Origin of the sequence: Sorangium sp. So ce117 (assembly GCF_051524395.1) — a bacterium.
In the GTDB taxonomy this organism is placed as follows: Bacteria; Myxococcota_A; Polyangia; order Polyangiales; family Polyangiaceae; genus Sorangium; species Sorangium cellulosum_B.
Map to the genome: position 1 here is coordinate 6,472,672 of NZ_CP150309.1, position 12,906 is coordinate 6,485,577.

14 protein-coding genes are annotated in these 12,906 nt (G+C 72.1%); 4 read left to right on the plus strand and 10 right to left on the minus strand.

The genetic code is table 11. The features are described 5' to 3' along the window. Positions 1 to 314: 314 nt before the first annotated feature. The 10 genes from WMF46_RS24155 to WMF46_RS24200 all read right to left on the minus strand — a co-directional run bounded on the left by WMF46_RS24155 (position 315) and on the right by WMF46_RS24200 (position 7,499). Positions 315 to 1,364 (minus strand): hypothetical protein, encoded by a 1,050-nt coding sequence (locus tag WMF46_RS24155; protein WP_437987749.1) that lies wholly within the window; start codon positions 1,362 to 1,364, stop codon positions 315 to 317. Next, the gene (locus WMF46_RS24160) at positions 1,361 to 2,086 is read right to left on the minus strand and encodes a DUF72 domain-containing protein (RefSeq protein WP_437719293.1); all 726 of its coding nucleotides are present in this window, start codon (positions 2,084 to 2,086) and stop codon (positions 1,361 to 1,363) included. Before WMF46_RS24160 ends, WMF46_RS24155 begins: the two co-directional genes overlap by 4 nt. An 89-nt stretch (positions 2,087 to 2,175) precedes the next feature. Continuing rightward, a complete protein-coding gene (locus tag WMF46_RS24165) occupies positions 2,176 to 3,123 on the minus strand; it encodes a lysophospholipid acyltransferase family protein (protein ID WP_437555122.1) in 948 nt (315 codons plus the stop codon). 72 nt (positions 3,124 to 3,195) lie between these two features. Then, complete coding sequence (queG, locus tag WMF46_RS24170) at positions 3,196 to 4,377, minus strand: tRNA epoxyqueuosine(34) reductase QueG (protein ID WP_437987750.1); 1,182 nt, start codon at positions 4,375 to 4,377, stop codon at positions 3,196 to 3,198. Between the two features lie 71 nt (positions 4,378 to 4,448). Further along, a complete protein-coding gene (locus WMF46_RS24175) occupies positions 4,449 to 5,024 on the minus strand; it encodes an RNA methyltransferase (RefSeq protein WP_437987751.1) in 576 nt (191 codons plus the stop codon). Next, positions 5,021 to 5,815, minus strand: coding sequence for a tRNA (guanosine(37)-N1)-methyltransferase TrmD (gene trmD, locus WMF46_RS24180; RefSeq protein ID WP_437987752.1), 795 nt, complete (start codon positions 5,813 to 5,815; stop codon positions 5,021 to 5,023). The genes WMF46_RS24175 and trmD overlap by 4 nt, the downstream gene beginning before the upstream one ends. 40 nt (positions 5,816 to 5,855) lie before the next feature. Next, a complete protein-coding gene (gene rimM / locus WMF46_RS24185) occupies positions 5,856 to 6,368 on the minus strand; it encodes a ribosome maturation factor RimM (protein WP_437555126.1) in 513 nt (170 codons plus the stop codon). A gap of 13 nt (positions 6,369 to 6,381) precedes the next feature. Further along, positions 6,382 to 6,633 carry a KH domain-containing protein gene (locus WMF46_RS24190; RefSeq protein ID WP_012237070.1) on the minus strand — a complete coding sequence of 84 codons (252 nt, stop codon included), beginning with the start codon at positions 6,631 to 6,633 and terminating at the stop codon, positions 6,382 to 6,384. A gap of 1 nt (position 6,634) precedes the next feature. Further along, a complete protein-coding gene (gene rpsP / locus WMF46_RS24195; protein WP_012237071.1) occupies positions 6,635 to 6,901 on the minus strand; it encodes a 30S ribosomal protein S16 in 267 nt (88 codons plus the stop codon). A gap of 415 nt (positions 6,902 to 7,316) precedes the next feature. Continuing rightward, complete coding sequence (locus tag WMF46_RS24200) at positions 7,317 to 7,499, minus strand: hypothetical protein (RefSeq protein WP_157906850.1); 183 nt, start codon at positions 7,497 to 7,499, stop codon at positions 7,317 to 7,319. 282 nt (positions 7,500 to 7,781) lie between these two features. On the opposite strand from WMF46_RS24200, the gene WMF46_RS24205 reads away from it, so the two are divergent. The 4 genes from WMF46_RS24205 to rsmA are packed head-to-tail and all read left to right on the plus strand — an operon-like array spanning position 7,782 to position 12,709. Beyond that, positions 7,782 to 9,218, plus strand: coding sequence for a DUF4350 domain-containing protein (locus WMF46_RS24205; protein WP_437987753.1), 1,437 nt, complete (start codon positions 7,782 to 7,784; stop codon positions 9,216 to 9,218). Then, complete coding sequence (locus WMF46_RS24210; protein ID WP_437910849.1) at positions 9,215 to 10,192, plus strand: AAA family ATPase; 978 nt, start codon at positions 9,215 to 9,217, stop codon at positions 10,190 to 10,192. The genes WMF46_RS24205 and WMF46_RS24210 overlap by 4 nt, the downstream gene beginning before the upstream one ends. 6 nt (positions 10,193 to 10,198) lie before the next feature. Then, entirely contained in the window at positions 10,199 to 11,869 is a 1,671-nt protein-coding gene (locus WMF46_RS24215) for a DUF58 domain-containing protein (protein ID WP_437987754.1), read from the plus strand. Between the two features lie 9 nt (positions 11,870 to 11,878). Continuing rightward, positions 11,879 to 12,709 (plus strand): 16S rRNA (adenine(1518)-N(6)/adenine(1519)-N(6))-dimethyltransferase RsmA, encoded by an 831-nt coding sequence (gene rsmA / locus WMF46_RS24220; protein WP_437555130.1) that lies wholly within the window; start codon positions 11,879 to 11,881, stop codon positions 12,707 to 12,709. The last annotated feature ends 197 nt before the right edge of the window (positions 12,710 to 12,906 follow it).

Consider the following 12,906-nt stretch of genomic DNA (forward strand, 5'->3'; position numbering starts at 1 on the left):
TCAGCGCGCGGGCCGGCCTGAATGTCGGCCGCCGCTTCGCGGCTGGATGCGCGCCGCGCTCTGTTCTCCCCCTCTCGGGGTTCACCTCCATCCATCTCCGGCCCTGGAAGTGCCGCGTGCGTGACGGCACGCGGCGCATGCAGCCAGTGCGAGCTGGCAGGCGCCGGCCGCAGCGCACGTTGCGCAGCGGCTCGCTGTACCTCGCTGCCGTCTCAGCGCGCCTCCACGGCGCCCTCGATGGCCCACGTCGCGTCGGCTGACGGAAGCCGCATGGCCGGCCGATCTCCGCTTCGGCCGACCGACGCCCGCTGCGCTCACCCCTCCGCTGGTTGCGTCCCTGCCCCCGCCATGAAGCCGGCTGCGAGGTTGGCCGTGCGCGCGTCGCGCTCGTCGCGCAGGACGGCGATGGCGGCGCTGGCGCCCTGCTGCGTGCGGACATCATGAAGGGCAGCTTCGAGCGCGTTGCCGCCGAGGAGCGCGGTGAGGACGCTCACCTCGATCGTGGGCTTGCCTGCGAGCGCGATCGCAGCCGCGAAGGCGCCGCGCTGGAGGATCCCGATCGGAGCGGCCGCGGGCAGGGGCGTGCCGGGGGCGAGGCGCGTGATCCCGCGGCGCACCGGGACGGCGTCGCGGCCGAGCACGATCTCGAGCTCAGGGACGGTGACGCCATCGTCGGTGCGCGTGTAGGCGAGCGCTGCGACCGTGCCCCAGCCGTCGCAGGCGACGATGGCGTCCGTGGGTCGCGCCACATCCCCTACTGGCCACGGCGCCTGGAGCGCGGTCGCCCCCTCCGCGATCGTGGTCGACGCGGCTTCCACCTCGGCGGGCACCGCTTCAGCGAGGTCTTCGGCGGTCAGCGTCCCCCCTGCGACCGGCCCGCCGACGGCCAGCAGCGCCCGCTCCACATCGCGCGCCCGGAGCGCCACCGCGCCGAGCGAGCCGACCTCGCGGAGCAGCGCGGCGCGCCCGGTCGCGCCGGCGCGCTCCGCCGCGACCACACCGGAGCGAACCAGCTCACGGAGCCGCGCGCGTCCGAGATAGCCATGCAGCAGGACCAGCATGCCGAGCGAGCGCGGAACAGCGACGTGCGCGGCCTCCGGGACGCTCTGCCCATCGACGAACCCGCGCGGCCGCGGCGCGCCGCGCCCAGGCTGGATCGCCCGTCCATCGAACGCCCTCGCGCCGACGCCGACGCCGGCCGCCAGCGCGACGGCGGGCGCGAGCAGCACGTCGGGCTGCGCGCCAGCTGCAGCGAAGAAGCCGGCGACGATCGCGTCGATCGCGCTGCCGGAGGACTCGAGCGCGGCCCGCGCGGCCGAAGCCGCAAAGGAATCGCTCGCGGTGGCTGCCGCGCCGCGGATCACTGCTCCTCGTCCTCGGCGACGAGGGTGCTGGGCATGGGCATGGTCGGCCTTACCACAGCCGACGCCGTCGAGCGATCGGGCGTGCGGGCGAGCGCCGCCGCGAGCAGCGACTTGATCTGCGGCGCGCTGTCTCCCTCGACGACCAGGAACACCTCACGCCGTCCGCGCAGGCGCTCGGCGACCCGCTCGAGCGCGGCCGCTCCCATCGACGAGGACCGCCCGAGCGCGCGCAGCCGTGTATAGACGATCGGCCCGGGCGGCGGCGCGTCGCGCGCCACGTCGAGCACCGGGATGACCTTCGCGGCGCGCGCGGTCGCGACGATGTCGTCGCGCTCCCAGATGCCGGAGGGCTCCCAGCAGCGCACGACCCCTTCGGCCGGCAGGCGCTCGAAAAGCGCCGCGAGCTTCTTGCGGTTGCTCGCCGTCGGCCGGAGCGACGCCGGCGTCTGGAGGAGGACGCACCGCGCCTCCAGCACGGCCGCCACCTCGAGCGAGGCCGAGAGCGCCTCGTCGAGGTCGCGCCCGCCGGCGAGCTCGCCGACAACGCGCGGCAGCACCACGCTGAAGACGAAGCCCGGCGGCACCGCCTTGCGCCATTTGCGCAGCGTCGTCGCGCGAGGCAGCGACGTATCGAGCGGGCGGAGCTCGACCAGATCGAAGCGATCTTTGTACTTCTGGATATCGCCCTTGAGCGAGGGCAGTCCGACGAGGAGGCGGGCCATCAGCGCGGACTCTTAACCCACCTTGCGCGCCGATGCAGCGCGTGCCCGACGGCGGCGCGATTTCTCATTTGAGGAGCAAAATCCTTGATTTATTCGAAGTGGAACCACTGCGTCGGGTTGTCCCGGAGGAAACGCTCCATCTCCGCCGTGATCTGCCGCGCTGCCACGTCGAGCTCGGACGATCCTGGCTTGCGGGGGAGCGAGATGGGCGGCGCGATGCAGATCTCGTACTCCATGAAGCCGGTCCGCCGCGTGAACACAGGGACGATCGGCGCGCCGCTGACCGCCGCGAGCTGAAGCGGGCCCTCCGGGACGCGCCAGGGTCGCCCGAAGAGCTCGACGTCGCGCCCGCGCATCCCGGACGGAAGGCGATCGATCTGGATGGCCACGACGCCCTGCCGCCTGAGGTGCGCGAGCAGCGGGAGCACCGCGAGCGGATCGTCGGCAACGTGCTGCATCCGTACGCCGACCCGATCTCGCGTGCCGTCCTGGATGGCCTGCGCTCGCTCGTCGCGCTCGCGCTGCATCACGATGAGCACGTCGGCCGCGTGCACCGATCGCAGCAGCGGCGCGGCGGCCTGCCAGCCGCCGGTATGCGCCGTGACGACGATCACGCCGAGGCCCCGCCGGAACGCGTTCGTGAAGTGCTCGTCGTTCACGCACAGGCCGGTGAGCCGATCGGGCCGGCTGCTGCCCGCGATGAACGCGTCCGTGAGACAGCTGGCGAAGTTGATGAACACCCGGGCGACGTCGCGGTACTCGTCGAGCGTCCCCCGCTCGCCCAGCGCCAGCTGCAGGTTCCTGCGCACGGCCCTCCGCTGCTCCGGCAACACCGCCCCGACGACGAGCCCGAACAACGCAGGGCTGTGCCGGACGAGGAGGTCCGGGCCGTAGGTCACCCCAGCGTCGACCGCCCGCCGCCAGAGGACGGAATCGTGCCGGCGTAGATCGTCGAGGAGCGCTCGGAGCCTGGAGGGGAGATCCACGTTGGTGCTCGTGCGCGCGGCGCCTTGCCGGCGCACACCGTAGCGGATCATCGGGCCCCCGCGAAGAGCGCCCGAGCGCCGCCGCGCTCCCACGCCGCGTGCGATCGCGGCGGGCGGCGCGCCTCAACCTGCACCGGGATCCTCGTTCGGCCCGTCAGGCCTCGGCGCGCCCGGGCTCGCCGGCTCGCCGCCCGCTGCGTGGCTCACCCCCCACGCCGCGACGGCGCGCACCGAGGCGTCGTCATGGGCGAGCGCCGCGACGAGCGCGCGCTTCGCGCTCGCTGCCGCCGCGCCCTCTGCGCCGCTCGCCAGCCGGTTCGCAGCGACGATCGTCGCGTTTCGCGCGAGCCCGCCGCGTCGCGCGCGCCGGACCGGCGTCCCGACGGTCAGCGCGTCGAACGCTTGCTCGTCGAGCGCCACGAGGTCGTCGACGTCCCGCGCTTCCCATCGGGCCAGAGGATGGAACGGCGCGGTGCGCTCGAGGGCCGGGGGCGCCGTCCTGTTGAAGGGGCAGACCTCCTGGCAGACGTCGCAGCCGAAGAGGTGCTCACCCATGCCGGACCGCAGCGCCTCGGCCGGCGCGTTCCTCTGTTCGATCGTCAGGTACGCGATGCAGCGCCGCGGATCGAGCACGAACGGCGCGTCGAACGCCTGCGTCGGGCACGCGTCGAGGCAGCGCGTGCACGATCCGCAGCGCTCCGCGATGGGCACGTCGGGGACGAGATCCAGCGTGGTGACCACCTCGCCGAGCAACTGGTAGCTCCCCTGCCCCGGCGTGATGATCAGCCCGTTCTTGCCGACGAAACCGATGCCAGAGCGCGCCGCCCAGACGCGCTCCATCACCGGCTCGACATCGCAGAGCGGCCGCGCGAGCACGGATGGCGCGAGCGAGCGGATGAACGCCGCGAGCCGCCGGAGCCGCCGCTTCAGGTGGTTGTGATAGTCCTGCCCGCGCGCGTACCGCGCGACGCTCTGCGCGAGCGGCGGGTCGCGCCGCTCGCTCTCCTTGGGCCGCGCATACCTGCGGCCTACGCACACGACCGAGCGTGCTCCTTCGAGGATCGCGCTGGTGTCCAGCCGGCGCCGCTGCTCGGCGTATTCCGCGAGGTAGCCCATCTCCCCGTGCATGCCGCGCGCGACGAACTCCAGGTACCGTGCGTGCTCGACCCCGAGCGGCTCGTCGGCGCGCGCGACGCCCACGACGTCGAAGCCGAGCGCGAGCGCCTGCTCGCGCACCAGCCGGTCGGGCATCGTTCGCGCCGCGCTCGCCTCCCCGGCGGGACGATCGGCCTCGCGCTCGCTCATCGCAGGAGGATGGACCGGAACGGCGCGCGGCGGTGCTGACGCCACGCTCGACGACCGCGCGCCGCGCGAGATCACCCGGCGTTCCGGTCGCCGAGCAGCCGATCGAGCGTGATCGCGCACGCCGCGCGCACGCTCAGGTGGTTGTAGCCGGTGCTCGCCTCCGCCCTGATCGGCTCGATCCGGACGTCGGCATCGGCGATGACCTCTGGCGCGAGGCCCCAGCCTGTGCCGAACAGGATCACCACCGGATCGCTCGCTTGCGCGAGGCGCGCGCGGGTCGCTGCGTAGCTCGTCACCTGGAGCCCTCGCGAGGCCGCCGCGGTCGTCCAGACCTCGACGCCGCGCCGACCTGCGCCGCTCAGCGCGGAGTACACGTCGTCCAGGCTGGGGACCACGCTCAGCACATCGAGCGCGACCGCGCGATCCGGGATCCGGCGCTTGCCGGAGCCGATCACCCAGTGTTCCTTGATCCGCTCTGCCAACGCGCGCTGAGCGGCGACCGGATGAACGACGAAGAGCCGCTCGGCGCCGTACGTGCGCGCGCTCCGCGCCATGTCGTGCAGATCGAGGTTCGTGATCGCCGTGGTCACCGTCTCCCCGGACCGGTCGAGCACGGGGTAGTGAACGAGCGCGAGCGCGAGCCTCATCGCCGCGCCTCGCCGCTCTCGTCCGGAGGCGGCTCTCCCCCCCGCGCCTTGCGCCAGAGGTCGGGCCTGCGCTGGGCCGTCCGCAGCTCGGCCTCCGCTCGTCGCCAGCGCGCGATGGCCGCGTGGTTTCCTTGCTGCAGCACGTCGGGCACCTTGTGCCCACGGAACTCCACGGGACGGGTGTACTGCGGGTACTCCAGGAGCCCTGCCAGCGCGGGGCTGTGCGACTCGTGCTCCGCCGACACAGCGTTTCCGAGCACCCCTGGGAGCAGGCGCACGCACGCATCGATCACCGCCATCGCCGCAACCTCGCCGCCGGTCATCACGAAGTCGCCGAGCGAGATCTCCTCGTCGACGAAAGCGCGCACCCGCTCGTCGAACCCCTCGTAGCGACCGCAAACGAGCGCAACGGCAGGGCGCGCCGCCAGCTCGATGGCCTTCTCCTGACGGAAAGGCTGCCCCTGCGGCGTGAGCAGCACCCGGTGCGCGCGCGGCAGAGGCCCCGAGGACGCCGTCGCCTCGGCCCCGGGAGGCGCGCTCGACGCATCGCCTTCGGCGGCGGCTTCGTCGAGCGCCTCCAGGCAGCGGACGATGCAGTCGACGCGCATCACCATGCCGGAGCCGCCGCCGTAAGGCGTGTCATCCACGCTCCGGTGTCGGCCGAGGCCAAACTCACGCGGGCTGCGCGTCCGCACGGCGAGCGCCCCCGACGCGAGCGCGCGCCCGACCATGCCGATCGCCAGGAACCCCTCGAACAGCTCCGGAAACAGGGTGACTACGTCGATGCGCATCGAACTTGCCGAGGAGGGCTCCCTTGCGTGGAACGGCGGCTCAGACGAGGCCTTCCAGCGTCGCCAGCTGGACGACCTGCCGCTCCGCGTCCACGCTGCTGACGAAGCTCTCGGTCAGCGGGATCTCGATGGAATCTGCGCCCTGCCTCTCCACGACGAGCACATCGCAGGTCGGGTACGACTGGAGCGACCTCACGTGCCCGAGCAGATCGCCATCGGGCGTCATCACGCGCGCCCCCTCCACGTCGCAGGCGTAGAACTCGCCCTCGGAGAGCGGTGCGAACACGTCCCGAGGGACGCACACCGTCGCTCCGCGCAGGGCCTCGGCCGCGTCCCGATCGTCGATCCCGGCGATCCGCACGAGCAGCGCCTTGTCGACGGGCCGCGTCGCGACGATCTTCGCGTCCCGCGCAGAGCCGTCGGGAAGGCGCAGCCTGATCGGAGGTCGCGTGAGGAGCAGGTCGGACGCCTCGTTGTAGAGGCGCAACCGCAGCTCCCCCTGAACGCCGTGCGGACGGGCGACATCCGCGACGGGAACGTAGCGTCGCTCCACGTCCGGGCTCTTCTCAGTCGAGGATGTCGAGGTGCGCGCGGCGCCCCGACTTGCTCGCGGCGGCGCTCAGCAACGTCCTGATCGACTGCGCTGTGCGCCCGTCCTTGCCGATGACCTTGCCGATATCCTCGCGCGCGACCGTCAGCTCGATCCGGGGGAAGCGGTCTCCCGCGACCTCGCGCACGACGACCCGGTCCGGCTGATCGACGAGCGCGCGGGCAACGAGCGCGACGAGATCGACCAGCGGAGACGTCGACGAGGCCATGCTACTTCGCGGCGTCCGCGGGAGCGGCCGCCTGGGCCAGGCCAGGGTGCTTCAGGAGCAGCGCCACCGTGTGCGTCGGCTGGGCGCCGTTCGAGATCCAGTGCCTCACGCGGGGAACATCGAGGCGGATCTCGGTCCTGCGCGGGTCGTACGTGCCCAGCCGCTCGATGAACCTGCCGCCGCGCGGGCTGCGCTGGTCGGCGACGACGATGCGGTAGAAGGGCGTCTTCTTGGTGCCCGCGCGGGCGAGGCGAATATGAACGGCCATCTGTAGAACCTCGATCGATATGGAAGAGCCCGTGCCCACGTTGTGCACGGCCTGCTCTGGAGGCGCCGGAGCGTAGCTCGTTCAGTGCTCGGCGCCAGAAGTGGGGGCGCAACCTAGGCGAAGATCCTGCCGAGGGTCAACCCCGCACGAGCAGGGCACGTCCGCGGAGGACAACTTTCGGGCCCCCTCGGCCTGCTCGAAGCCCCTTGCGCTCAGTCGCCAACCGTCCTCGCCGGACGAGCCCGGTGCGAGCGCGGAGCCGAGGTCCGCGTGCATGCACGGTCGCCAACTTCGTGGAATTGCGAGGAAAACGGGGAATGTCTCGGAGGTACGTCGTCGAGGTACGTCGTCCAGGACACGTTGCTGGAGCAGCGCTTCCAGAGGGTTCACGGGGGAGCGCGTGCTACACGTGGCGTCAGCCCAGATCGAGGATGATGACGCCCCGGTTGGGATCGTCCTCTTCCGAGTCCGGAAGACGACGAGGTGCGGGGTAGCGTTCGATCGGCAGCTCGAGGCGCGGTCGAATTTCTTCTCTTCTGGACCGATCCTTCTCTTCTTCGCGCTGCCGTATTTGCTCGATGATGAACGGAGGAAGCATCGACTAACCCCTCCACCTCGTAGAGTGCTCGGCTGAATTGGTGGAACGAGGTCTGCGAGAAAGCACCCCGCTCTTAGAAGCGAATCTAGCAATGTGGGATGGCGGGTCAAGGTTATCGGTCGGGCCGACAGTGGTATGTTCGCAGCGCTCATGACGCGGCACGGCGCGTGGTTTGCGCACGCATGCTCCTCAGGATCCGTTCCCGGGTCGGGTTCTGGTTCCAGTTCTGGTTCCGGTTCCCGCTCCGCTTCCGAACTTGTTCCGGAAGATCGGCGTTGGCCGGTGCGGCCGCAGGTCACATCCTGCTCCTTCCTGGCGGCGCTCGTCGCACTGATGGCGCTGCTCGCGCCCGCCCGAGCAGCAGGCGCCGCCTTCGACGTGAACGACCCGAGCTGGGAGGGTTGCTCGGAGCTTCTCGAGATCGCGCGCGCGGAGCTGGGGGCCGCGAGGGTCCACCCCGTCGCCGTGCTCGACTGGAGCCAGGTCGGCCCCGAGGACGGCATCCTGGTCCTCCACCCGCTGCAAACGCTCGACGCCGACGAGACGACCTCCTTCATGAAGGCCGGCGGGCGGCTCGCCATCATCGACGACTTCGGCCGCGGCGACGACACGCTCCGGCGATTCCAGATCGAGCGCATCCCGACGCCAGCCCGGCCGCTCGCCGCGCTCCGGAACCGGCCCTCCCTCGCGATCGCGGAGCCGGTCGCCGACACGGTCGGGGGCCACTCTGTCGGCCGGCACCCCGTCGTCAGCCACGTCGAGCGGCTCGTCACGAACCACGCGACCGGCCTCCGGCATCCGAACCTCTCGCCCGTGCTGCGGATCCGCGCTGTCAGCGAGCCGGACGTGATCCTCGCCGTCGCCGGGCAGGTCGGCAAGGGCCGGCTCTTCGCGATGGGCGACCCGTCCGCGCTGATGAACATGATGCTCAGGTACCCGGGCAACCGCGCCTTCGCCTCGGGCCTGACGCGTTACCTGGTCGACGAGGATGGGGCTCAGCCGCGCCGAGGGCGGCTCCACATCGTCGCGAACCGCTTCGACGAAGAGAGCTCGTTCGGCGGCGAGACGTCGCTCCGAAAGGACTTCGACGCGCAGCTCAAGGCGCTCGCGAGCGCCGTCGAGGACGCCCGCCGCGACGGGCTTCCGGGCGGCGCCCTCCTCGCGCTCGCGGCGCTCGCCGGCCTCGGCCTCGCCATCTGGACCGCGCGCGCCTCCGCACGGCCGTACCGGAGCCCGCTCCCCCGGTACGCCCGTCCGACGCCGCTCGTCGCGCAGGGAGGCGCAGCTGGGCGCTTCGCCGTCCTCGCCGCCCCCTCTTCCCCGCGGGGCCTCGCGTTCCTCGAGCTGAAGAGCGCCCTGTTCGAGGCGCTGTCCTTGCGGTTCGGCCTGGAGGCGAATCCGGCGCAGGAGACGGTCACGCGGCTCGTCGCGCGAGAGGGATCTCTTGACGAGCGAGCCCTCTCGGCCTTCAAGGATGTTCTGGGCACCATGTACCGAGTCGAAGCGTCCGTCGTCGCCGGCAAACCGGCGAACGTGTCCAGGCCCGCGCTCTCGCACGCCGCCGACGTCGTCCGGCATGTCCTCGCCGCCTGCGGCGCCGACGGCCGGAAGCCACCGCGCGGACGTCACCCCGGCGTACCCCCCGATCCTGCGACGGCGTCTCCGTCGCCAACAGACGCGAAGCTCGCACCACCCCACTCAGACAAAGGCGCTCGATGAACCAGGTTCAGGCCGTCGCCGTCGACGAAATCTCCGCTGCCAAGGAGCGGATCGAGGCGGTCCGGCGAGAGATCACGCGCGTTTACATCGGTTCGTCACGCGCCCTCGATCTGATGCTCACCGCCCTGCTCGCGCAGGGGCACGTGCTGCTGGAGGGCGTCCCCGGCGTCGCGAAGACCACGCTGGTCAAGGCGTTCGCGGCCGCGCTGGGCGCGACGGTCCGGCGGATCCAGTTCACGCCCGACCTCCTGCCCGCCGACATCACGGGGACCTATGTCCTGTCGCCCAAGGAGGGGACCTTCACGCTGCGCCCCGGTCCGATCTTCGCGAACCTCGTGCTCGCCGACGAGATCAACCGCGCCCCGGCGAAGACCCAGTCGGCCCTCCTCGAGGCCATGCAGGAGCGACAGGTAACGATCGAGGGCGATCGCTTCGAGCTGCCGTCGCCCTTCATGGTGCTCGCGACTCAGAACCCGATCGATCTCGAGGGGACCTACCCGCTGCCCGAGGCGCAGATCGACAGGTTCCTCATCCGCGTGAGCCTCGGCTACCCGCAGCACAAGGACGAGGTGGCGATGCTCCGCGCGCACAACGTCGAGGCGCCGCGGGCGCGGGCGACGCTCTCCGTCCAGGACCTCCTCATGCTGCAGGGCGTCGCGCGAAGGATCCACGTCGAGGACGATCTGTACGAGTACGCGGTGAACCTCACCGCGTTCACGCGCACGCACCCTCGCGTGCTGCTCGGCGCATCGCCCCGGGCCACGCTCGCGCTGGTCCAGGCGGCCAAGGCGGCGGCGGTGATCGGCGGGCGCCCGTTCGTCACGCCGGACGACGTGCGCGGCATGGCACAAGCGACGCTGGCCCACCGCCTGGTGCTGGTACCCGAGGCCGACGTGGATCCCAAGGCGCGCGACACGATCATCGACGAGGCGGTTCAGCGCGTAGGGTACCGCCGCGCGGCGCGGCCGGCGTAAATTCGCATGCAGCTCTACCCCACGCGCACCGCCGCCCACCTGGCCATCGCCGGCGTCGCGGTCATGGGCGCCGGGCTCATCGCGCGCGAGCCGGCGATCGTCGGCTGGGGCGGGGCGATCCTGGTCGCGATCGCGCTCGCCCGCGGCGTGACGCTGGTGTCGGTGGCGCGCATCCGCGCGGCTGGGTTCGAGATGCTCTGGGGCGGCTCGCGGCGGATCCTCCGTTCCGCGCGCGGAGGCACCGTGGAGATCGAGGCCGAGGTTCGGAACCGCGACACCCTCGCGGCTCGCTACGTCAAGCTGCGCACGATCGCCTCGTCGCAGCTCGACGTGCGCATCGAGCCAAACCGCGGCGAAGTCTCCGCCTCGGGTCGGCTCAAGGTGAAGGTCATCGTGCGAACGCCGCGCGTCGGCCAGCACGGGCTCCACGGGCTCGCGCTCGAGGTACACGGCGCCCCGGGCCTCTTCGAGGTACCCCTGACCTTCGCGAACCCGTATGGCATCGAGGTGCTCCCGCGGCCCTTCATGCCGTACCTGACGCAGCCGCGCGGAGGACGCAGTCACCTCCTCGCTGCCTCTGGCAAGCCCGGGCGCATACGCGGCGAAGGAGACGATCTGCGCGAGCTGCGAGAGCACCAGCCGGGGGACCCGTTCCGGAAGATCGCGTGGAAGGCGAGCGCGCGCCGGGGCACACTGCTCGTGCGGGAGTTCGAGCGCGAGGAGCGGGATGTGGTCTGGGTCCTCGTCGACGCGGCCGTGGAGCTCTGGGCGGGCCCGCTCGGCCGCGCTCCGCTCGATCTCATGATCGACGAGGCCGCGGCCATCTCGACGAGGCACCTCGGGCGCGGCGATCGCGTCGGGCTCATCGTCCTGGCCCCCGGCCCGCGCGTGACGATCGCGCCGGATCACGGCCCAGGGCATGGCCACAAGATCGCGCAGGCGCTCACCGTCGGGTGCGGCACGTATGACGCGGATCGGAGCGAGCTCGACGAGGCGGACGTCGCGGCGCGCGTCATCGAGCACCTCAGGCCGCTCGACGCGCGCGGCCTCGACGACCTGCGCCGCGGCGACCTCGACCGGCTGGCGGCCCGCGCGGAGTCGATGCGCGCGCGCGCGCCGTTCTCGGCGCCGGCGCCGCTCGGGCGCTCGCAGCGCGAACGGACGCTGCGCCGCTACCTCGCGAGCTACGGCATCGAGTCGCCCGCGCGCGCCGAGCCGGATCGGCGCGATCCCGCCGTGGCCGTCGCCGAGTCGCTCACGCACATCGCGCGCGTCAAGCCGCGCGCGAGCATGGTCTATGTCCTCGCGTCGCCTCCGGCCGACGCACAGCTGGGCCAGCTCTCGGAGGCCGTGCGTCGGCTCTCGCGCAAGGCTGTTCACGTGGTGTGGACGCTCCCGGATCTCGAGCCAGGGCTCGGGCCTCCCTGGGAGGCGCCGCGACCGCAGGAGAGCGACGGCGACGAGGGGCAGAGCGGCCCCACGCCGTCCAACAAGGCGTTCCATGAGCTCGCGCCGATCGCGGCCGAGGCGGTGCTCATCCGCGCGCGGGTGGCTCAGACCCGCCGCGAAGCCGTGCTCCGCAAGGTCGGCGTGCGCGTGGTGCGGCTGCGCGCGGCGGCAGCGCCCAGCAGAGCCGCAGACGTAGCCCACGACGGGGCGCACCCACCGCAGATCTGAGGACGGGCGATGGCCATCGCAGAGCTCTTGCGCACACGCGGTCTCTCCCCGAAGAAGGGGTTCGGGCAGAACTTCCTCGTCGACGTCGATGCGGCGCGCCGGATCGCCGAGGCGGCCACGACGACGGAGGGCGGCGCGGTGATCGAGATCGGAGCAGGGCTCGGCGCGCTCACGCGGCCGCTCCTCGATCGCGCCACGCACGTCGTCGCCATCGAGCGCGATCGCGACCTCGTCCCGATCTTGCGCGAGCAGCTCGCTGGGCCGATCGAGGAAGGCCGCTTGACGCTGCTCGAGGCCGACGCAGCGCAGGTCGACTGGGTCGGCGCGCTCTCCGGCCACGCGCGGCCGCACGCGGTGGCGGGCAACCTCCCGTACCACATCACGGGCCGGCTCCTCGAGCAGGCGACCACCGTCGCGCATCAGATCGATCGCGCGGTCTTCATGGTGCAGCTCGAGGTCGCGGATCGCCTGGTCGCCGCCCCGGGCAGCGCCGACTACGGCGCGCTCTCGGTCTTCGTGCAGGCCGCGTTCGACGTGCGCCGCCTCCTGATCGCGCGCGCCGGCGCGTTCTACCCGAGGCCCGAGGTCGACTCGGCGGTCGTCGTGCTGACGCCGTGGCGCCCGCGGCGCGCCGAGGAGACGGACGCCTTCCGCGCGGCCGTGCGCGCCGCGTTCTCGGCGCGCCGCAAGACGCTCCGGAACGCCTGGAAGAACCTCTATGGCTGGTCCTCCCAGGAGCTCGATCGGCACGCGAAGGACGCCGGCATCTCGCTCGACGCTCGCGGCGAGACGCTCAGCGTGGAGGCGTTTGCGCGGATCGCCGCCTCCAGAGGACGCTGAGCGCCCGCCGCGCGCGGGCGCCCCCCTCGCCAGCGCCGGTGAGCGAGCGCGGATGAACGTTGCGCCCCGACCTCGCGTACGGAGCCTAGCGACCGAAAAACACGCCCAATGCCGCGCGTCCGCAGCGACGCGGCTGTCAAAAATCCCGCAGAATTTCTGGCAGACGGCACTAGTCGGACGCGCAGGTCCGTGCTAGT

Excerpts from the sequence above, each read along its gene's own strand:
- WMF46_RS24210 (WP_437910849.1), top strand. The coding sequence starts at position 9,215 with ATGAACCAGGTTCAGGCCGTCGCCGTCGACGAAATCTCCGCTGCCAAG.
- WMF46_RS24165 (WP_437555122.1), bottom strand. The coding sequence starts at position 3,123 with ATGATCCGCTACGGTGTGCGCCGGCAAGGCGCCGCGCGCACGAGCACC.
- WMF46_RS24190 (WP_012237070.1), bottom strand. The coding sequence starts at position 6,633 with ATGGCCTCGTCGACGTCTCCGCTGGTCGATCTCGTCGCGCTCGTTGCC.
- WMF46_RS24215 (WP_437987754.1), top strand. The coding sequence starts at position 10,199 with ATGCAGCTCTACCCCACGCGCACCGCCGCCCACCTGGCCATCGCCGGC.
- WMF46_RS24160 (WP_437719293.1), bottom strand. The coding sequence starts at position 2,086 with ATGGCCCGCCTCCTCGTCGGACTGCCCTCGCTCAAGGGCGATATCCAG.
- WMF46_RS24175 (WP_437987751.1), bottom strand. The coding sequence starts at position 5,024 with ATGAGGCTCGCGCTCGCGCTCGTTCACTACCCCGTGCTCGACCGGTCC.
- queG (WP_437987750.1), bottom strand. The coding sequence starts at position 4,377 with ATGAGCGAGCGCGAGGCCGATCGTCCCGCCGGGGAGGCGAGCGCGGCG.
- WMF46_RS24200 (WP_157906850.1), bottom strand. The coding sequence starts at position 7,499 with ATGCTTCCTCCGTTCATCATCGAGCAAATACGGCAGCGCGAAGAAGAG.
- rsmA (WP_437555130.1), top strand. The coding sequence starts at position 11,879 with ATGGCCATCGCAGAGCTCTTGCGCACACGCGGTCTCTCCCCGAAGAAG.
- rpsP (WP_012237071.1), bottom strand. The coding sequence starts at position 6,901 with ATGGCCGTTCATATTCGCCTCGCCCGCGCGGGCACCAAGAAGACGCCC.
- trmD (WP_437987752.1), bottom strand. The coding sequence starts at position 5,815 with ATGCGCATCGACGTAGTCACCCTGTTTCCGGAGCTGTTCGAGGGGTTC.